Raw genomic sequence first — 18,253 nt, 5'->3', positions numbered from 1 at the left:
ACCCCTCCCGTTTCCGGAAGGGGTCTCGTGTCATCGGGCCGGGTAAAATCGTTTAGCGGCGCGCATTGCCTTGGCCGGCCGGAGCCTGCGCGGGTTTGGGCGCGGGGCGCATCGCCAGCTTGGGTTTGGCCTTGACCTGACGCTGCGCCATGGCCGGGGCATTGGCAGCCCGGCCGCGCGGCGCGCTGACCGAATAGGCGAAGCACACCCCGCCGCGATTCTTCACCGCCGAGCACAGTCCGCCCGCACCGCGGCCATCAAGACCAGCGGCGGCAACGCGCCAATAGGTCTTGCCGCGGACCACCGCCTTGGTGATCGCCATCTTGAAATTGCGCAGTTCGGGGTTGCGCTTGGCATAGTATCCCCAGGCACGGCGTGCGCCCTGTTCGCTGGCAAACGAGCCAAGCTGAACGAGGTGCGACGAACCGCGACCGGCCACAGCTGCGGCCGCATGGCGCGGACGCAGGCCCGGGCGGTGAGTCACGGCCTTGGGTTTGGCCGAAGTGAGGGTAGCGCGTGCAGGACGCGGCCTGGGCGCGGCCTTCATCTGGCGCGATGCAGGTGCCGTAACGGGCGTAGCATCAAGCGGCTGGACCACGGGGCTATCGCTGTATTCAGGGCGGAATGCTTCAGGCACTTCGCTCGCCGGAGCGGCATCGGCCACCGCCGGTGCGCTGACCGGCTGGTACTGCGCCAATGCGGCAGAGCTTTCGGCCGAAGCAGCCGGCAATTCGCCATTGGCACCCAATGCAACCGGCGCGACCGGCGTTGCGACCGGCGCACGCACGGCGCCGCTTTCGGCGGCAAGCTGCTGTTGATCGCTGCTGGCATTGAGCGCGAGAGCCGTCGGCTGACCCGGATCACCGCGCATCGGCACGTTAAGCAGGGAGGCAACCCGCTGTTTGGAATCTTCGGGCTTGGCCATGCTGGCCCAGCCGCTCAGCCGCGCATCAAGCTGATCTGCCGGAACATCCTGCGCGGCCATGATCCGGGCTTCGCGCCAGCGCCCGTCAAGCGCGTAGGCATAGGCGAGGTTCTGGCGCAGCTTGGGCGAATTATCGCCCGAACGCAGCGCATCCGACAGGATCGCCACGCCGCGGCTGGTTTCACCCGCCAGTGCATAGGCAAGGCCAAGGTCGGCGGCGGGAATGGCATCGCGCCAATCGTTGAGGATCGCCACGGCTTCGGGGGTGCGGCCGGCGCCGATATTGGCCAGCGCCAGCGACAGTGCGGTCTTGGCCGAATTATCGCCGAGCTTCATCGCATCGTTGAAGGTGGCGGCGGCGCTGTCAAAACGCCCGGCCTTGAGATAGGCCTGACCCAGCAGCGCGCGGTACGAAGCATCGCGCGGGTTGGCGGCAACCACCGCTTCAGCCAGCGCAATCGCCTTTTCGACATCGCCCTTGGCCAGCGCCTTCTGCGCGGCTGCGGCGGTCTTGTCAGGGCTCGACTTGGCGACCGCGCTGTTGCTTACGCCCATCCCGGCGACCATCGCCAAGGCAATCGCCCCGGCAAGACCCAGCGGCAGAACCGAACGGTTGATGCGGTTGGTATTCATGGGAAAAGTCCCTCCCTGGACAAAATCAGTGACGCTTGCTCACCACTTGCGCGGCGAGATCGGCGAGTTCGGGCAATTCTTCGAGCAGCGCGTCGAGCGCTTCGGTAACCAGTTGCTGCGCGCTGCGGCCCCTGATCGTGCAGGCAAGCCGCAATTTCAGGTGGCGTTCGGCATCGACCCGCAGCGTAAAGGCGGCGCGGCGCCCATCGGCCAGAGCCGAGCGGCGTTCGTGATCGAGACGGGTTGCCATGGCGCGCTGCTGGCGCACCACTTCGGGCAGATGTCCGGCAAAGCTGGTTTCGGGTGCGATCGGCACGACTTCGCCCATCGGGCCTTCATCGTGGCCCATGTCGTTCCAGCCCAGGTCTTCGTGGCTGATCATCACGGCACTGGCTTGCGAACGCATGGCCGGACGCGCACCGCCCTTGCGGGCGAGCAGGCGGGGGCTCAGCGAGGCAATCGGTTTGGATTCGGCCATGGCGCCCGCGCTCCTGCTCAGGAGCCCGCGACCCGGCGGCCGAAGCCCCCGGACTGACGATTGACGCCCGACATTGACGAAACGCTGGCAGGTGCGGCGAACACGGTGCGGCGGAAATTCTTTTCGAGCCGGTCGGAAATGTAGCTCCACAGCGCGGTCACTTCGGCGGCGCTGCGGCCGTTGGGATCAACTTCCATCACGGTGCGGCCATCGATCATCGAGGCCGCGAAATCGGTGCGGTGATGCAGTGTGATCGGGGCAACGGTGCCGTGCTGCGACAAAGCGACTGCGGCTTCCGATGTAATCTTGGCCTTGGGCGTCGCAGCATTGACCACGAAGATCAGCGGCTTGCCGGCGCGTTCGCACAGATCGACCGTGGCGCCCACGGCGCGCAGATCATGCGGGCTGGGACGGGTCGGAACGACAATCAGTTCGGACACCGCAATCACCGACTGGATCGCCATGGTAATCGCCGGGGGCGTATCAATCACCGCCAGACGGAAACCTTGCTGGCGCAGAACCGCAAGATCGGCGGACAGCCGCGCGACGGTGGTTTGAGCAAAAGCGGGGAATTCATCCTCGCGTTCGTTCCACCAATCGGCCAGCGATCCTTGCGGGTCGATATCGATAAGGACGACCGGGCCTGCGCCCGCTCGCTGGGCTTGCACGGCCAGGTGACCGGACAATGTGGTCTTGCCCGATCCGCCCTTCTGCGATGCCAATGCCAAAACGCGCAATGTCGGTCCCCTCGATAAGAAATACTGCAAACCTGATCAGATTTACGGCGGGGATCGCAGAACGTTCCTAATTTTGAGTTAACACGCACGCCCCTGAAATGCCGTTTCGGGCGACGCAAAGCGCAGAAAACCTTTGCTAACGATGCGTTCACTATGCCAGTTTACCATCCAGATCGGCGCTGGGTGCAACTGCGCCGGGCGGGGCAGCGGGCAATTGGTTGCACGGCTGTTGTGGGGACAGGGATTTTTCGATGGGCCGCAAAAAAATTCAATTCGCGCTTGCACTTGGCCTTGCGGCAATACTTGCTGCACCGGCATGGGCCGATACCAAGGCAGGTGTGGATGCCTGGACACACGGCGATTTCACCAGCGCAGTCAAATTTTGGGAAATCGAAGCGGCCAAAGGCGATAGCGATGCGGTGTTCAACCTCGGCCAGGCCTACAAGCTGGGCAAGGGCGTGAAGCAGGATCTGGCCAAGGCCGAAGCCCTGTTTGCCCAGGCTGCGGCGGCGGGCCATCTGCAAGCCGCCGACAATTATGGCCTGCTGCTGTTCCAGCGCGGCGAACGCGCAAAGGCGCTACCGTATCTTCGTGCCGCAGCCGATCGCGGCGATCCGCGCGCGCAGTATCTGCTGGGGATCATGCATTTCAACGGCGAGTTGGTGCCCAAGGACTGGGTCCGCGCTTATGCGCTGGTCACTCTGGCGCAGCAGCAGGGCTTGCCGCAGGCTGGCAGCGCGATGACGCAAATGAACGAATTCATCCCGATCGAGCAGCGCCAGCAAGGCGTCCAGCTGGCTGGCGAGCTGGCCTCCCAGGCTGACGCGACCCGCGCGCGCCAGCTTGCTGCGGTCGATCTGGGCACGCAGGTCCCCGCCGCCAATCCCGCCGCCACGCCGGTTACTGCCCCGCCAATGCGCGGGCCGGTTGTGGCTGTGGCCACCCCGGCCCCCACCCCGCCGCCGCGCGCGGTGGTAACGCCGCCCAAACCTTCTCCTGCGCCGCGTCCGGTGGCCGACAGCGGCGGCACCTGGCGGATCCAGCTGGGCGCGTTTGGCCAGCCGGCCAATGCCAATGCGCTGTGGGCCAAGGTAAAAGGTCGGCCCGAAGTGGCGGGCCATGCGCGGATCGACGTGCGCGCGGGCGCGGTTACGAAGCTGCAGGCCGGCGGTTATAGCCCGGCCGGGGCGCAGGCCGCCTGCGGCAAGCTCAAGGCGGCTGGCTACACCTGCGTCGCGGTGGCAAGCTAGGCCCCGCGAGCATGGCCGCCGCACCAATGCAGCGGCTTCGGGCGCTTGATCTGATCCGCGGGGTCGCGGTGCTGGGGATTCTTGCGGTTAATGTCGCCAGCTATTCGGGCGCACCGTCGGCGTCCTATTCGCCCAATTTGCCTCTGCCCGGGAGCGCCGCCGATCATTGGGCATACCTGGTCACCCTGGTGCTGTTCGAGGGCAAGATGCGCACGCTGTTTTCGATCCTGTTCGGAGCCAGCATGCTGCTGTTCATCGAACGGGCCGAAGCGCGCGGTGAAAACGGCGATACCATGCAGCTGCGCCGACTGGCCTGGCTGGCGCTGTTCGGGTTCCTTCATTTCCTGCTGCTGTGGCAGTGGGACATCCTGTTTCTTTATGCCGTGGTCGGCACGCTGGCGCTGCCGCTGCGGCATCTGCCGGTCCGCGCTGCCGTGGCCGGAGCCTTGCTGCTGTTTGCCGCCTGGCAAGCCTGGGGGTTTGACCAGTGGCGTCCATCGCTGCGTGCCGAAGCCGCCGTAGCCGCTGGCAGCGCCAGCACCGCCCAGCGCAGCGATCACGCGCGGGCCATCGCAGCCTACCGCGCTGAAGACCGCACCGAACTTGCGGTCCTGGGCCAAAGCTGGCCCGATCTGGTCACCACCAAGCTGCACGAACGGCTGGTGATGCTACTGATCGCGGTGATCTTCGTCAGCGGCGAGACCTTACCCTTCATGCTGATCGGCATGGCGTTGTTTCGATCAGGCTTTTTCAGCGGCGTCTGGACGCGGCGGCAACTGGTGGTGCTGGCCGCAGGCGGGACGGCACTGGGCGGCAGCACGACGCTGCTGTTTGCACGCTGGGCCAGCCAAGCGGGCTTCCCCGAAATCGCAATGCGCTTTTTCATTGGCTATGGTCTGGGGTTTGCTCATCTGGCGATGGCGCTTGGCTATGCCGCGCTGTTAATGCTTTTTGCCCCGCGCCTTCTGGAGCGCGCGCTGGGCCAAAGGCTTGCTGCAGCCGGGCAGACCGCGTTCAGCAATTACCTGGGCACCAGCCTGGTGATGACTGCAATCTTCTATGGCTGGGGGCTGGGGCTGGTCGGCCGGTTCGGCCCTGCCGTGCTGTCCGGCTTCGTGCTGCTCGGTTGGGCGCTGATGCTGGCGTGGAGTCCGTGGTGGCTGGGCCGGTTCCGGCGGGGTCCGCTCGAATGGCTGTGGCGCGGCTTGACGGACGCGCGGCTCAGGTCATCAACCGCGCGCTAGACATAGCCCATTAATCTGCGATTAAGGCCCGCGGCTGGATCAGGCAGGCCAGCAAGAAAGGGCAATTTAATGACGACCATGAGGATTTCGCAGGCATTTTCATCGAGCCACGTAAACCGCCCCCTGGCGCTGGCGCTGGCGGCTGCTTGTGCGGCTGCGGCAAGCCCCGCGATGGCCGATTGCGTCGCCGATGGCAGTGGCCTCATCGTCACTTGCTCGGGCACCTCTGGCCCCTATGTCAACACCAACACCGGCGTCACCCTGACGGCCCAGACCGCCGGTACGGTCACCGGACCGATGGTGCTTGGTGCCAGTTCCACCACCACCAATGACAGCACCTTCAACGGCGTCGCCGGAAGCCCGATCCTGACCGTCGGCGCGAACAGCAGCGTGACCAATTCGGTCACCGGCAAATTCATCCAGCCGGGCGTCACCAGCGGCACCGAAGGCGTGGTGCTGGGCGATAATTCGACCTTCATCAACAACGGCACGCTGACTGTATCCGCCGGGTTCAACGCCGCGCGCTTTGGCAGCAACGGCACTTTCACCAACACCGCTGCCTCCCCTGTGGTGGTGACCGGCAACGTTGCTTTCGGGCCCAGCCTGGGCGCCAATGTCAGCCGCTTCACCAACCAGAACACCGCTTTCGGGTTCCTTGGCAACGTCACCGGCAGCGGCAACCTCAACTTCGACAATTCGGGCAAGTTCACCGGCAACGTGATCCAGCAGGCGGCCGGTGGTACGGTCAGCATTGTCAATCAGGCGGCCGGAATCTTTACCGGCGCGATCAGCACCGGCGATGCAACCACGGTCAACAATGCCGGCACGATGACGCTCAACGGTGCATCGCTGATCGGTGCCTTCACCTCGGCCGGCACCAGCTTCACCAACACAGGCCGCCTCAACCTTGGCACCACCAATTCGGTCGGCACGCTGGCCGTCAATGGCAACTACACCCAAAGCGCGGCCGGTACGCTGGGCATCACGATCGGCGTTCCTGGATCCGCCGGCCCGATCGCCGGAACCACGTTCAGCCAGCTGCGCACCACGGGTACGGCCAATCTTGGCGGCACGCTCGCCCTCACCGTGATCAACGGGTATTATCCCACCAATTCGACCTACAATGTGGTCATCGGCGATACCGGGGTTACCGGCACTTTCGCGGCGGTCACCGGCAACCAGCTGACCTTCATCACCTTCGTGCCGATCGGCGTGGTGACCATATCGGGCAGCCAGCAGGCCTATCAGCTGCAGGTGCAGCGCACCGCCACTTATGCCACCGGGCTGGGCACAGGCGCCACGGCCAACCAGCTGGCGATTGCCACCGCGTTCCAGCCGTTCGTGGCCTATGCCGATACCCACCTGACCAGCGATGCTGCACGGCTGGTGGGCGCGGTTGACGTGATGACCGCCGCTCAGGCCAAGGTGTTCTTCGATTCGATCAGCCCGGCCGGTTACCTCGCCTATGCCACTTCGATGCGCGATCATGCCAGCATGTTCCACCGGCAGGTTTCGCTGCGGATGGACGATTACCACGGTGAAGAGCCCCAGAAGGGCTGGTGGGTAAACTTCGGGATGCAGGCGCTGAACAGCACGGTGACCGGCACCGACAAGACCAAGAACACCGGGATGAACATCGCCGGCGGCTATGATTTCTCGGGGCCCACCTATGTCGCCGGGATCGCGCTGGGCTATGCCAAGGGCACACTGAAGTATGCGCCGGGATCGCTGGACGGCAAGGATACGGCCTATCAGATCGGCGCTTACGGCTCGGTCAAGCTGGGGCCGCTGGTTGCCAATGCGATCGTCGATTACCAGCTCGGCAAGTTCTCTTCGGTCAAGACCATCAACTTCGGCAGCGCCGCCCGCACCGCCTCGGCCAAGGCCAACAGCCAGCTTTTGACCGGTACGGCCACGCTGGGGGCCAATCTTGATGGCGGCGGGATCGGCTTCAAGCCGTTCGTCGGGGTCCAGGCACACCGCGGTTCGATCGACGCTTTCACCGAAGATGGCGCCACCTCGGCCAATCTTGCGGTGAACAAGATCAAGGCTGATCGCACCGATCTAATCGCCGGGGCGACGCTGACCCGCACCACCGGCAACTGGCGTCCGTTCGTGCGCGGGACCTATCGCAACCTGATCGGCACCGCGCCGTCAGACACGATTACCGCCTCGTTCGTCGATGTCACCGGAACCGGATTTTCGGTAACCGGGCGCGGCGCGGGCAAGGACGCGGTCGAAATCGACGCCGGGCTTAACTGGGTGTCGAACGACGAAGGCGGGCTGTTCGTGGCCTACCAGGGCACCTTCCGCGACGATCTGACCAGCCACGGCGTGGTGGCCGGCATCCGCCTGCAGTTCTGATCCTGAACCCATGCAGCGGCCCTGCCGACCTCGGTCGGCGGGGCCGTTTTGCGTTTGAGGCTGTTTCAGTGAAACTGAAACAGACAAGACCGGCCCGCTCTCCGTCCCGGCCACCCACAAGAGTACCTATGAATGGGTGGCCAGGAGGGGGAGCGGGCCGGTGTTGCTTCCACGTCAGTGGAACAGATGCTGGCTCTATTTCTTGAACGGGTTCTTCGGGCTGCGCAGGTTGAGCCGCACCGGCACCGCATCGAACCCCAGATCGCGGCGCATCGAATTGACCAGATAGCGCTCATAACTGGCGGGCAGCGCATCCAGCCGGGTGCCGAAGATCACGAAGCCCGGCGGGCGGGTCTTGGCCTGGGTGATATAGCGCAGCTTGATCCGTTTGCCGCCGGGTGCGGGCGGCGGGTTCTTTTCCAGTGCTTCGTCGAACCAGCGGTTAAGCAGCGCGGTGGGTACACGCTTTGACCAGGCGGCGCGGATTTCGAACCCCACCTTGATCAGCGTATCAAGCCCCTTGCCGGTGCGCGCCGAAACGGTCAGCACCGGCACGCCCTTGACCTGGCTGAGCCCGTCTTCGAGCGCGGTCTTGATCCCGTTGAACAGAGTCGAGGCATCTTCGGCGGCGTCTTTGCCGGCCACGTCCCACTTGTTGACCGCGATGATCAGCGCGCGGCCCTCTTCCAGCACCATGCTGGCGATCTTCAGATCCTGGTGCTCCAGCCCGCGGGTGGCATCGAGCAAAAGCACCACCACTTCGGCAAAATCGACCGCGTGGCGGGCATCGGCCACCGCCAGCTTTTCCAGCTTGTCGATGACCAGCGCCTTTTTGCGCATGCCGGCCGTATCGATCAGCCGCACGGCGCGTTTCTCGCGGCTGTCGGGATCGGTCCATTCCCAGTCGATCGCGATCGAATCGCGGGTAATCCCGGCCTCGGGCCCGGTCAGCAGCCGGTCTTCCTTGAGGTAGGCGTTGATCAACGTCGATTTACCGGCATTGGGCCGCCCGACAATCGCCAGCTTGAGCGGCGCGGCGTTGAGCGCTTCCTCGTCGTCCTCATCAAACGGCTCGAATTCTTCACCATCGGGCTGCTTGGGCTCAAGCAGCGGCAGCAGTTCCTCGAACAGATCGGCCATCCCGGTGCCGTGTTCGGCCGAGAACGGGATCGGATCGCCGAACCCCAGCGAAAACGATTCGTAGACCCCGTGATCGCCCGATTTGCCTTCGGCCTTGTTGGCGATCAGCACCACCGGCACCGAGCTTTCGCGCAGATAGCGTCCGATTTCTTCATCAAGCGGGGTCAGCCCGGCGCGCGCATCGATCACGAACAGGGCGACATCGGCGCCGACTAGCGCGGCTTCGGTCTGCTGGCGCATCCGCCCGGGCAGACTGCTCGGATTCTCATCCTCCCAGCCGGCCGTATCGACGATGATGAAATCGAGGCCGAGCAGGTGCGCCTCGCCAAAGCGGCGGTCGCGCGTCACCCCGGGCTGATCGTCGACCAGGGCAAGGCGTTTGCCGACCAGCCGGTTCCACAACGTGGACTTGCCGACATTGGGACGGCCGATGATGATAACTTGCGGGAGCGCCATTGCCGCCCCCTGCGCCGGGCGGCGATTATTTGCAAGCTGTGTGGCAATGTGTTGCCGCGCCGTTAACCAAAGTGCGCAGGCCCGAAATAACCAAGTCACCCTAAACACACCGGTCATGAGGGTAAGAGTTCTCCTGGCAGTAGCGGTTTTCGCGGCGGGCATCGCCGCAAACCCGATTGGCGCGCGCGCCGCATTCCCGAACGATATTGCAGCCTTGGGCGGTGGGGCCTCCACCCTGCCGCCCTACCTGCAATGCGTGCCTTATGCGCGGCAGGTTTCGGGCATCCAGATCTATGGCGATGCCTGGACCTGGTGGAGCCAGGCCAGGGGGCGCTATGCCCGCGGTTACCTGCCCAGGATCGGCGCGGTGATGGCGCTGCGCCCGCATGGCAATTCGCGGCTGGGCCACGTTGCTGCGGTCAGCCGGATCCTCGATGCCCGCACCATCCTGGTCCGCCATGCCAACTGGAGCCCGATCGACGGCCGCCGCGGCCAGATCGAGGACAATGTCAAAGTGATCGACGTATCGCCCACCAACGACTGGAGCGAAGTGCGCATCTGGTACGCGCCGATCGGCGCGCTGGGCGGTTCGCACTGGCCGGTGCAGGGCTTCATCTATCCGGTGAAGCCGGGTAGCGGCGAAGTTACCGCCCGCTCCGCCGCGCCCAAGCCCGCAGCCATGGCGAAAAGCGCTGCAAAGCGCCGCAGCAAGGACCCGATCGCCGATATCATCGGCGCGAAGATGGGCTGGTAGCAAGATCCTCGCCATTTTCGCAAAGCGCAAATGGGGGGGGCCTTTTAGATCAAGCCTTCGCTAACGGGGCGTCGTCACCCAGGTCTTCGTACCAGGCTTCGACCGGACCGGTCAGCTTGATCGTCAGCGGCTGGCCCTTGCGGTCCATGGTCTTGCCAGCCTGGACCCGGACCCAGCCTTCGGAAATGCAATATTCCTCGACATTGGTCCGCACTGTGCCCTTGAAACGGATGCCCACCCCGCGCTGCAGCACATCAGCATCGAAATGCGCGCTGCGCGGGTTGATCGCCAGATGGTCGGGCGGCACGTCGGTACCGGTTGTGATGTCATCGCTCATGAAATGCGCCTCTAGGCCCGATTGCAGCCTTGTCAATTCGCAGAAGGCCCTCTAATGGCGCCGGTCTTGGAAGTGGGCGCGTAGCTCAGTGGTAGAGCACACCCTTCACACGGGTGGGGTCGCAGGTTCAATCCCTGCCGCGCCCACCACTTCCTGCTCCTGGAAATCAGCGGCCAATCAGGCCTAGCGCATGCCGGATGAACATATCGCGGTCGCTCACCCACCGGGCATTGGCGGGAAGTATCGGGTTGACGAAGGCCCAGCCCGGGCGGCCATAGACCTTGCTGAACCGCCCAGAGGTGTTGAAAGCCAGCGAAACTTCGCGCTGCTGCGCGGGCGCGGTCAGTTCGTTGCCATTGATCATCGTAGTGCCGGGGTTAAGCCCGGTACCTTGCGGGCGCAGCGCAAAAACAAAGGGTTCGCTGCGGAAGCTTTCCACGCGGGTGTTGAAGAATACCGAGAGGTAGACCTTGTCCAGCACGCCCAGCGCCTGCGCGGGCATCCGCCATGATCCATCGACCAGCGGGTTCCACGGATACATCCCCTGCCCGCCATAAAGGATCTCGCTGCGCAGATCGACCAGGGCATCACGCGGGGCCTGCGCCGAAGCCAGCCGTTTCAGCGTCAGATTGTTGGCCCAGGTAAAGCCCATCGCCGAGATGTCGACCAAGGGCATGGCCGAAGGCGCGGAACCGTTAGGCGTGTTCGTCACGGTCACGTTTTCGTAAACCCGCAGGTAGGCCTTGTCTTTCAGCTGGTGGCCGCTGGCCACATCCTGCCAGCCGTGCTGCCCGCGCCACACGCAATTCCTGAAGTGCGAGACGAGAATACCGTTGATGTAGGTGGTGTGTTCCTGATCGACGTTGCTGCCGACATTGCCCGAAAACTCGCTGTCCTCGATATAAAGCATGGTCTGGCCGCCGGGCACGAACAGCCCGTTCTTGCCGCCGAACACCTTGGAGCGGCGGATCACCGCGGTGAACAGCCCCGGGGCCTGCCCGCCGAACGTTTCCAGATGGAGCCCGCCCTTGGGCTGGACTGCGCCCGGAAAATCGAGCGCGATGTCGCTCATTTCGAAATGGACGCGCTGGCGGCCGAAATCGAACAGGCGCAGGTTGATGGTGGCCCACTGGTCAGCGGTGCGGAAGGTTACCTGCCGGCCCGGCACCGACGAGCGCAGGATATACTGCGTGTGGTCGAGCGACCCCACCACTTGCGGCAACCACGGGTAGAACGGATAGACACACGGGTTACCGGCGCTGTCACTCGCCTCAAAGATGATTTCATAGCCGCCCTCGGCCCGTCCGCCGATCGATTGCGCGCTGGCCCCGGCATAGACTTCCTTACCGGCGCGGCGCGAGGCTTCGCATTTGACGAACATCTTGACGACCGGACGCTTGAGCCCCTGCATCGGCATGTAGAACGGATAGGAATTGGCCGCAGTGGGCTGCGGCGCGATTGGCTGGACCGGCGATGTCGCACTCACCACATCTTGCGGCGCAATGCGCGGCGCGGGCTTGCCCTGCGCCATCGCGAGCGCTGCTGCGGCAAGACCGCCCAGTGCGGCAAGGGTCAAGGCAAGGGGGCGCTGCATACCGCACCGCTTATGCAGTGCGGGGCGTTACGGACAAGTGAACTCTTGGGCCTGTCCCGGCCTTGCACGCCTCCCGCCGACGCGGCATAGCGCCCGCACTATGCACGATATCAAATCCATCCGCGAAAACCCCGAAGCGTTCGATGCTGGCCTGGCCCGGCGCGGGCTGGAGCCGCAATCGGCTGCGATTCTGGCGCTTGATGCCAAGCGGCGCCTGGTGGCAACCCGGATGCAGGAGGCGCAGAACCGCCGCAATGAGGCGTCCAAGCTGATCGGCGCAGCGATGGGGCGCGGCGACAAGGACGAGGCAGAGCGGCTGAAGGGCGAAGTGGCGAGCCTCAAAGACACCCTCCCCGCGCTCGAAGGCGAAGAGAAGGATTTGACCCAACGCCTCAGCGATGTGCTGGCGATCATTCCCAACCTGCCCGCTATTGATGTGCCCGAAGGCGCGGATGAGGCCGACAACATCGAAGTCAGCCGCTGGGGCAGCCCACGCACGTTCAATTTCCCGCCCGGGGAACACGCCGATCTCGGCCCTTTACTCGGGCTCGATTTCGAAACCGGTGCGCTGATTTCAGGCGCGCGGTTTACCTTCCTGCGCGGGGCAATGGCCCGGCTGGAACGCGCGCTGGGCCAGTTCATGCTCGATCACCAGACCGGCACCAATGGCTACACCGAATGCAACCCGCCAGTGCTGGTCCGCGACGAAGCGATGTATGGCACTGACAAGCTGCCCAAATTTGCCGAAGATTCGTTCCGCACCACCGATGGTCGCTGGCTGATCCCGACCGCCGAGGTCAGCCTGACCAGCTCGGTGATGGGCCAGATCCTGAGTGAAGCCGCGCTGCCGCTGCGGATGACGGCGCTCACCTTGTGCTTCCGCAGCGAAGCCGGCGCGGCGGGCAAGGATACGCGCGGCTACATCCGCCAGCACCAGTTCGAAAAATGCGAGCTGGTCAGCGTGGTGCGGCCCGAGGACTCTGCCGCTGAACACGAACGCATGACCACCGCGGCCGAATCAATCCTGCAGGCGCTGGAGCTGCCCTACCGCAAGGTGCTGCTGTGCACCGGAGACATGGGCTTCGGCGCGCAGAAAACCTATGACCTTGAAGTCTGGTTGCCCGGTCAGGACACCTACCGCGAGATCAGCTCATGCTCCAATTGCGGCGCGTTCCAGGCGCGGCGGATGAACACGCGCTACCGGCCCGCCAATGACTCTGGGGGCGGCAAGGGCACGGAATTCGTCCACACGCTCAACGGCTCGGGCCTGGCGGTCGGCCGGACCCTGGTGGCGGTGCTGGAGAACTATCAGCAGGAGGACGGCTCGGTCGCGGTGCCCAAAGTACTGCTGCCCTACATGGGCGGGCTTTCCGCGCTGGTTCCGGCATGAGAATCCTCCTCACCAACGACGATGGCATCCATGCTCCCGGGCTCGAAGTCCTGGAAAAACTGGCGCGGCAGTTTTCGGATGACATCTGGATCGTTGCACCGGCTGAGGAACAGTCGGGCGCCGGCCATTCGCTGACGCTGAACCGCCCGGTGCGGTTGCGCCAGTACGATGAGCGGCGCTTTGCGGTTTCGGGCACCCCAACCGATGCGGTGATGATGGCGCTGCGCAAGGTTTTGCCGGGCAAGCCCGATCTGATCCTGTCGGGCGTCAACCGCGGCGCCAATCTGGGCGATGACGTGACCTATTCGGGCACCGTTTCGGCCGCGATCGAAGGCGCGCTGGCAGGCATCCCCTCGATCGCGCTGAGCCAGGTCTACGCCAAGGAAGGGATGGGCGATGACGTGCCCTTCGCCGCTGCCGAGGCCTGGGGAGCCAAGGTGCTGGCCCGGTTGCTGGATGCACCCTTTGCTCCGCGCACCTTGGTCAATGTCAACTTTCCGGCCCTGCCCGCGCATGATGTCCACGGAATTCGCGTTGTTCGTCAAGGATTTCACGATTATGCGCGCGGTTCGCTGGTTGAAGGAACCGATCCACGCGGGTATCAGTATTACTGGTTCGGCCTGCATGGGATCGAGCAGACGCCCGGCCATGCATCCGACCTTGAGGCTATTCAGGATGGGTACGTATCGGTGACGCCGCTTCAATTGGACCTGACTCACGAAGGCTCGCTCGGCGAGCTGGCGACGCGGTTCGCGGGATGAACCGCGCGGGGGCCTTTGCCCTTGCTCTGGCGGTTTTCGCCGCCGCCCCGATGTTGGCCCAGGACGCCAAGCCCGAGCCCAAAACCGAAGCCGTTCACGTGGTTCAACCGGGCGAAACGCTGGGTGGAATTGCTGCCCGCGCCGAAGTGCCCCGGGTGCTGATTATCGAAGCCAATGGCCTGAAAGCCCCTTATGCCCTGAAGGCCGGGCAAAAGCTGATCATCCCGCGCCGCCGCAGCCACACTGTGAAAGACGGCGAAACCGGGTTCGATGTTGCCATGACTTATGGCGTGCCGTGGAGCGCGATCGCTGCAGCTAACGCGATCAAGCCCGACGCAAAACTGAAAGCCGGGCAAAAGCTGGCGATCCCCACCGTTTCGGCCAAAGCGGTTTCCGCAGTGCCCGTCCCCTCGATTTCGACCGAGCCTGACGCCGGGCTGCCCGATACCGCCGCGCCGGGCTTTGCCTGGCCGGTCCAGGGCAAGGTTCGCCGCGCGTTCATGGCCGCCAAGCAAGGCCAGACCGGGCATGACGGGATCGATATCCTTGCGCCTTCCGGCACCGCCGTTCGCGCCTCTGCGGCGGGCAAGGTGATCTTCGCCGGACCGGGGCCGGACGAATACGGGCTGACCGTAATCATCTGGCACGCCGGGCGCTGGACCACGACTTACAGCTATCTCGACAAGATCACCGTCAAGGTGGGCGACAAGGTCAGGGCCGGTGAACGGGTCGGCCTGGTCGGGCAGACCGGCCTGGCCGAAGTGCCGCAGCTTCACTTCGAAGTGCGCCGCAACAAACTGGCGCAGGATCCGGCGCGCTATCTGCCAGGACCCAAGCCGAAGCGCTAGGTCAACAGCCAGAACACCCCGCCCATGGCCAGGTAGGCAATCAGGAAGCCGGCACAGTCGCGCCATATTTCGCGCACGCTGATCCCTTGCCGGCTGCCCACAATCCACAAGGCGGGGATGACGAAGGCTAGGGCGAGCCCGCCGGATTGCATCGCGTAAAGGTGCGGCTTGGCGGCCAGCGTTGCCTCTCCGATCCGCTGGAACGCATGACCCAGCATCGCGGCAGACACGAGCATCGCGATCGGCAGGACCGGATTGCGCCAACCGCTGACCCGCATCGTGGCCAGAACCACCTCCCCCGCCGCCGCCGCCACCGCGATGCCCAGCCAGTCAGTAATGCCCATCGCCTTCTCCTTCGTTCGCAGCAGTAGCACTTTCGCTCCGTCCGGTGTAAGGGCGCCCGCCATGGCAACGCAGATTCCCGAACAGAAGCGCATCGGCATGGTCAGCCTTGGCTGCCCCAAAGCGCTGGTCGATAGCGAGCGCATTCTCACCAAGCTGCGCGCCGATGGCTATGCGATGTCGCCCGATTACGCGGGCGCCGATGTGGTGCTGGTCAACACCTGCGGCTTCCTCGATTCGGCCAAGGAGGAAAGTCTGGCCGCGATTGGCGAGGCGATCGCCGAAAACGGGCGGGTGATCGTGACTGGCTGCATGGGCAATGAGGCCGCACTGATCCGCGCCAAGTTCCCTGCGGTGCTCGCTGTCACCGGCGCGCATCAGTATGAAGCCGTGGTCGAAGCGGTGCATGAGGCTGCGCCTCCGGGTCAGGGCCCTTACATCGACCTCGTCCCGCAGGCATTTGCCGACGATGGCGGCATCAAGCTAACCCCGCGTCACTACAGCTATCTCAAGATTTCCGAGGGCTGCAACCACGCCTGCGCGTTCTGCATCATCCCCACCCTGCGCGGGAAACTGGCCAGCCGCCGGATCGACGCGGTACTGCGCGAGGCTGAGAAGCTGGTCGCTGCCGGCACCCGCGAATTGCTGGTGATCAGCCAGGACACCAGCGCTTACGGGGTCGATGTCCGCCACGAAGAGCGCCAGTGGAAGGACCGCCCGGTCCGCACCCACATGACCGATCTCGCCCGCGAACTGGGCGGCCTGCGCACCCCCGAGGGCGATACGCCGTGGGTCCGCCTGCACTACGTTTACCCCTACCCGCACGTCGATGCAGTGATCCCCTTGATGGCCGAAGGGTTGATCACGCCCTACCTCGACATCCCGTTCCAGCACGCCGCGCCATCGGTGCTCAAAGCGATGAAACGTCCGGCCAACGAGGCCAAGGTGCTTGAACGGCTCAAGGCCTGGCGCGCGATTTGCCCCGATATCACGATCCGCTCCAGCTTCGTGGTCGGGTTCCCGGGCGAGACCGAGGCGGACTTCCAGTATCTGCTCGACTGGCTCGATGAAGCCCAGCTCGGCCGGGTCGGCGCGTTCCGCTTCGAACCAGTCGAAGGCGCGGCCGCCAATATGTTGCCCGATCCGGTGCCTGAGGCGCTGAAAGAAGAGCGCTACGCCAGGATCATGGCCAAGACCGAGGCGATCAGCGCGGCCAAACTGCAGGCCAGAGTGGGCAAGACCGTGCGCGCGATCATCGACGAGATCGGTGAGCCCGAAGCTGACGCATTCGGGGACGTCGCCATCGGCGCCACCGCCCGCAGCCAGGCCGACGCCCCTGAAATCGACGGCGCAGTCTATTTGCGCGATGTGCCCGCCGGCACCAGGCCAGGCGATTTCGTTACCGTAGAGGTCGAAGACGCTGACGAACACGACCTGTTCGGGGTGATCGTCTGACCCTGCGCGCGGCAAGTTGACACAGTTGACACCGAGTCCACTTGCTGTCCGGATATTTTAGCGTTCTTGTTCAATGCGTTATGCCAAAAAGGTGGAGCTTGTGCGCTGCCCGGCCAGAAAAAGCATCGCAGTTACATCGGAACTGCCGGAAATCACGCCGCAAGACTGCCTGCAGGAATGGCTGCACAGGCGATGGGTGCGCACTGCGGGGTCAACGACAGGAAAGCGCGGGCCGCAATTGTAGCAGGCGGCAGCGGTGTAGGAAAATCTGCGATCCAAACCCGTTCATGCTGAGCTTGTCGAAGCATTGTCCTGTCCCCTTGCTTAGTTTGCGGTCCAGCGGCACTAACGCGGTGTGAACACGCAGGAATTCATCACCAAATGGCTGGGCGTAAAGGGCGGCGCTGAACGCGCCAACTATGGCCAGTTCATCAACGATTTCTGCACCGCGCTGGATTTGCCGGTGCCCGGCGTCGCCGCTGGCGGCGTGCTGGGCGATTATCAGTTCGAAGGCCCGGTGGCGGGCGGCGGTGCGGGCGGCTACACCGGCGCGATTGACCTGTACAAGCAGGGCAGCTTCATTCTTGAAGCCAAGCAGTCCAAACTGCCGGCCGCCAGCCGCAACCAGCCCGAACTGTTCGACGCACCAAATTCGGCGCCCCGGTCCCCCTCTGGCGCGCGCTATGACAAGCTGATGCGCGATGCTTTGGCCCAGGCCAAACGCTATGCCGTGAACCTGCCCGGGAACCACCCCTGGCCGCCGTTCCTGATCGTCTGCGATGTTGGCCGCGCGTTTGAGCTGTATTTCGATTGGTCGGGCAACGGCCGCGGCTATGGCCATTTTCCCGATCAGCACAGCTACCGCTTCGAACTGCAGCGTTTTGAGGAGGCGGAAACCCGCGCGCTGTTCGCCGCGATCTGGACCAACCCGTCCAGTGTCGATCCGCGCGCCCGCTCGGCCGAAGTTTCGCGCGGCATCGCCCGGCGGTTGGCCGACGTATCGAAATGGCTGGAGGGCCTGCAAAAGCAGAAGACGCTTGAATCCTCCGACAGCGAACGCAGCCTGGCGATCGAAGAGACCGCATTGTACCTGATGCGGATCATCTTTTGCATGTTTGCCGAAGATGTCGGGCTGCTGCCCAAGGCCAGCTTCACCGCCTTCCTGGAAAAGGCGGTCAGCAACGAAGCCGCGTTCGAGCCTGAGCTGCGCCAGCTGTGGAAGGTGATGGGCCGCAGCGACGGCGATCGCTATGCTTCGGCGATTGGCGCAGACATCCGCTATTTCAACGGCGGGCTGTTCGCCTCTGCGCAAACCTTCGGGCTATCGAATGCCGATCGCGGTGAACTGCTCGAAGCGGCTAGGGCCGATTGGACCAAGGTTGAACCGGCGATCTTTGGCACTCTGCTGGAACAGGCGCTGACCGCAACCGAGCGCGCCAAGCTGGGCGCACACTATACCCCGCGTCCTTATGTCGAGCGTCTGGTCCAGGCCACCATCATGGATGTGCTGGAGGCGGAATGGGATGGGATCGCAAATCCTCCCCG

17 protein-coding genes and 1 tRNA gene are annotated in these 18,253 nt (G+C 64.4%); 10 read left to right on the top strand and 8 right to left on the bottom strand.

The window, feature by feature from the left end:
• Window positions 1-52: 52 nt before the first annotated feature.
• Genes RMN99_RS05205 through RMN99_RS05195 form a run of 3 tightly spaced genes read right to left on the bottom strand, consistent with a single transcriptional unit; the run spans window position 53 to window position 2,773 of the window.
• Window positions 53-1,558: a tetratricopeptide repeat protein gene (locus RMN99_RS05205; protein ID WP_309622236.1), complete on the bottom strand. Its 1,506-nt coding sequence runs from the start codon at window positions 1,556-1,558 to the stop codon at window positions 53-55.
• A 25-nt stretch (window positions 1,559-1,583) separates the two neighbouring features.
• Window positions 1,584-2,036 carry a hypothetical protein gene (locus tag RMN99_RS05200; RefSeq protein WP_309622235.1) on the bottom strand — a complete coding sequence of 151 codons (453 nt, stop codon included), beginning with the start codon at window positions 2,034-2,036 and terminating at the stop codon, window positions 1,584-1,586.
• A gap of 17 nt (window positions 2,037-2,053) precedes the next feature.
• Entirely contained in the window at window positions 2,054-2,773 is a 720-nt protein-coding gene (locus RMN99_RS05195; protein ID WP_309622234.1) for a ParA family protein, read from the bottom strand.
• 251 nt (window positions 2,774-3,024) lie between these two features.
• Between RMN99_RS05195 and RMN99_RS05190 the strand changes: the two genes are divergently transcribed.
• The 3 genes from RMN99_RS05190 to RMN99_RS05180 all read left to right on the top strand — a co-directional run bounded on the left by RMN99_RS05190 (window position 3,025) and on the right by RMN99_RS05180 (window position 7,631).
• Window positions 3,025-4,023, top strand: a complete 999-nt coding sequence (locus RMN99_RS05190; protein ID WP_309622233.1) for an SPOR domain-containing protein — start codon at window positions 3,025-3,027, stop codon at window positions 4,021-4,023.
• An 11-nt stretch (window positions 4,024-4,034) separates the two neighbouring features.
• Complete coding sequence (locus tag RMN99_RS05185) at window positions 4,035-5,267, top strand: DUF418 domain-containing protein (RefSeq protein ID WP_309622232.1); 1,233 nt, start codon at window positions 4,035-4,037, stop codon at window positions 5,265-5,267.
• Window positions 5,268-5,336: 69 nt separating this feature from the next.
• Window positions 5,337-7,631, top strand: coding sequence for an autotransporter domain-containing protein (locus tag RMN99_RS05180; RefSeq protein ID WP_309622231.1), 2,295 nt, complete (start codon window positions 5,337-5,339; stop codon window positions 7,629-7,631).
• Window positions 7,632-7,826: 195 nt separating this feature from the next.
• Here the strand turns inward: RMN99_RS05180 and der are convergent, their stop codons facing one another.
• The gene (der, locus tag RMN99_RS05175; protein ID WP_309622230.1) at window positions 7,827-9,227 is read right to left on the bottom strand and encodes a ribosome biogenesis GTPase Der; all 1,401 of its coding nucleotides are present in this window, start codon (window positions 9,225-9,227) and stop codon (window positions 7,827-7,829) included.
• Between the two features lie 115 nt (window positions 9,228-9,342).
• Between der and RMN99_RS05170 the strand changes: the two genes are divergently transcribed.
• On the top strand, window positions 9,343-9,981 hold the full coding sequence (locus RMN99_RS05170; protein WP_309622229.1) for a CHAP domain-containing protein: 639 nt from the start codon (window positions 9,343-9,345) through the stop codon (window positions 9,979-9,981).
• Window positions 9,982-10,030: 49 nt separating this feature from the next.
• On the opposite strand, the gene RMN99_RS05165 is transcribed toward RMN99_RS05170, so the two are convergent.
• Window positions 10,031-10,318, bottom strand: coding sequence for a DUF3297 family protein (locus RMN99_RS05165; protein WP_309622228.1), 288 nt, complete (start codon window positions 10,316-10,318; stop codon window positions 10,031-10,033).
• Window positions 10,319-10,392: 74 nt separating this feature from the next.
• On the opposite strand from RMN99_RS05165, the gene RMN99_RS05160 reads away from it, so the two are divergent.
• A tRNA-Val gene (locus RMN99_RS05160) sits at window positions 10,393-10,467 on the top strand.
• A 17-nt stretch (window positions 10,468-10,484) separates the two neighbouring features.
• Here the strand turns inward: RMN99_RS05160 and RMN99_RS05155 are convergent.
• Window positions 10,485-11,912, bottom strand: coding sequence for a hypothetical protein (locus tag RMN99_RS05155; protein WP_309622227.1), 1,428 nt, complete (start codon window positions 11,910-11,912; stop codon window positions 10,485-10,487).
• Window positions 11,913-12,012: 100 nt separating this feature from the next.
• Here RMN99_RS05155 and serS point away from each other — a divergent pair, with 100 nt between their 5' ends.
• The 3 genes from serS to RMN99_RS05140 are packed head-to-tail and all read left to right on the top strand — an operon-like array spanning window position 12,013 to window position 14,911.
• The gene (serS, locus tag RMN99_RS05150) at window positions 12,013-13,302 is read left to right on the top strand and encodes a serine--tRNA ligase (RefSeq protein ID WP_309622226.1); all 1,290 of its coding nucleotides are present in this window, start codon (window positions 12,013-12,015) and stop codon (window positions 13,300-13,302) included.
• Window positions 13,299-14,063 carry a 5'/3'-nucleotidase SurE gene (gene surE / locus RMN99_RS05145; protein WP_309622225.1) on the top strand — a complete coding sequence of 255 codons (765 nt, stop codon included), beginning with the start codon at window positions 13,299-13,301 and terminating at the stop codon, window positions 14,061-14,063. The genes serS and surE overlap by 4 nt, the downstream gene beginning before the upstream one ends.
• A gap of 50 nt (window positions 14,064-14,113) precedes the next feature.
• Window positions 14,114-14,911, top strand: coding sequence for a M23 family metallopeptidase (locus RMN99_RS05140; protein WP_309622224.1), 798 nt, complete (start codon window positions 14,114-14,116; stop codon window positions 14,909-14,911).
• Here the strand turns inward: RMN99_RS05140 and RMN99_RS05135 are convergent.
• Entirely contained in the window at window positions 14,908-15,255 is a 348-nt protein-coding gene (locus tag RMN99_RS05135; protein ID WP_309622223.1) for a DUF1761 domain-containing protein, read from the bottom strand. The two genes, RMN99_RS05140 and RMN99_RS05135, sit on opposite strands and share 4 nt — an antisense overlap.
• Before the next feature lie 61 nt (window positions 15,256-15,316).
• On the opposite strand from RMN99_RS05135, the gene rimO reads away from it, so the two are divergent.
• Complete coding sequence (gene rimO, locus RMN99_RS05130; RefSeq protein ID WP_309622222.1) at window positions 15,317-16,708, top strand: 30S ribosomal protein S12 methylthiotransferase RimO; 1,392 nt, start codon at window positions 15,317-15,319, stop codon at window positions 16,706-16,708.
• Between the two features lie 78 nt (window positions 16,709-16,786).
• Here rimO and RMN99_RS14375 read toward each other — a convergent pair whose 3' ends face one another.
• Window positions 16,787-16,987, bottom strand: coding sequence for a hypothetical protein (locus tag RMN99_RS14375; protein ID WP_409035233.1), 201 nt, complete (start codon window positions 16,985-16,987; stop codon window positions 16,787-16,789).
• Between the two features lie 76 nt (window positions 16,988-17,063).
• Here RMN99_RS14375 and RMN99_RS05125 point away from each other — a divergent pair.
• Window positions 17,064-18,253, top strand: a 1,190-nt coding sequence (locus RMN99_RS05125; RefSeq protein WP_409035232.1) for a type IIL restriction-modification enzyme MmeI, incomplete at its 3' end; no start/stop codon positions are given.

This window comes from Novosphingobium sp., from assembly GCF_031417815.1.
Taxonomy (GTDB): Bacteria; Pseudomonadota; Alphaproteobacteria; order Sphingomonadales; family Sphingomonadaceae; genus Novosphingobium.
This window is presented reverse-complemented; position numbering and strand designations above follow the sequence as displayed.

Bases quoted from the DNA above. Each gene is read 5' to 3' on its own strand.
- RMN99_RS05155 (WP_309622227.1), bottom strand. From the start codon at position 11,912: ATGCAGCGCCCCCTTGCCTTGACCCTTGCCGCACTGGGCGGTCTTGCC.
- surE (WP_309622225.1), top strand. From the start codon at position 13,299: ATGAGAATCCTCCTCACCAACGACGATGGCATCCATGCTCCCGGGCTC.
- der (WP_309622230.1), bottom strand. From the start codon at position 9,227: ATGGCGCTCCCGCAAGTTATCATCATCGGCCGTCCCAATGTCGGCAAG.
- RMN99_RS05135 (WP_309622223.1), bottom strand. From the start codon at position 15,255: ATGGGCATTACTGACTGGCTGGGCATCGCGGTGGCGGCGGCGGCGGGG.
- RMN99_RS05165 (WP_309622228.1), bottom strand. From the start codon at position 10,318: ATGAGCGATGACATCACAACCGGTACCGACGTGCCGCCCGACCATCTG.
- RMN99_RS05185 (WP_309622232.1), top strand. From the start codon at position 4,035: ATGGCCGCCGCACCAATGCAGCGGCTTCGGGCGCTTGATCTGATCCGC.
- RMN99_RS05205 (WP_309622236.1), bottom strand. From the start codon at position 1,558: ATGAATACCAACCGCATCAACCGTTCGGTTCTGCCGCTGGGTCTTGCC.
- rimO (WP_309622222.1), top strand. From the start codon at position 15,317: ATGGCAACGCAGATTCCCGAACAGAAGCGCATCGGCATGGTCAGCCTT.
- RMN99_RS05190 (WP_309622233.1), top strand. From the start codon at position 3,025: ATGGGCCGCAAAAAAATTCAATTCGCGCTTGCACTTGGCCTTGCGGCA.
- serS (WP_309622226.1), top strand. From the start codon at position 12,013: ATGCACGATATCAAATCCATCCGCGAAAACCCCGAAGCGTTCGATGCT.
- RMN99_RS05200 (WP_309622235.1), bottom strand. From the start codon at position 2,036: ATGGCCGAATCCAAACCGATTGCCTCGCTGAGCCCCCGCCTGCTCGCC.
- RMN99_RS05180 (WP_309622231.1), top strand. From the start codon at position 5,337: ATGACGACCATGAGGATTTCGCAGGCATTTTCATCGAGCCACGTAAAC.
- RMN99_RS05170 (WP_309622229.1), top strand. From the start codon at position 9,343: ATGAGGGTAAGAGTTCTCCTGGCAGTAGCGGTTTTCGCGGCGGGCATC.
- RMN99_RS05140 (WP_309622224.1), top strand. From the start codon at position 14,114: ATGTTGGCCCAGGACGCCAAGCCCGAGCCCAAAACCGAAGCCGTTCAC.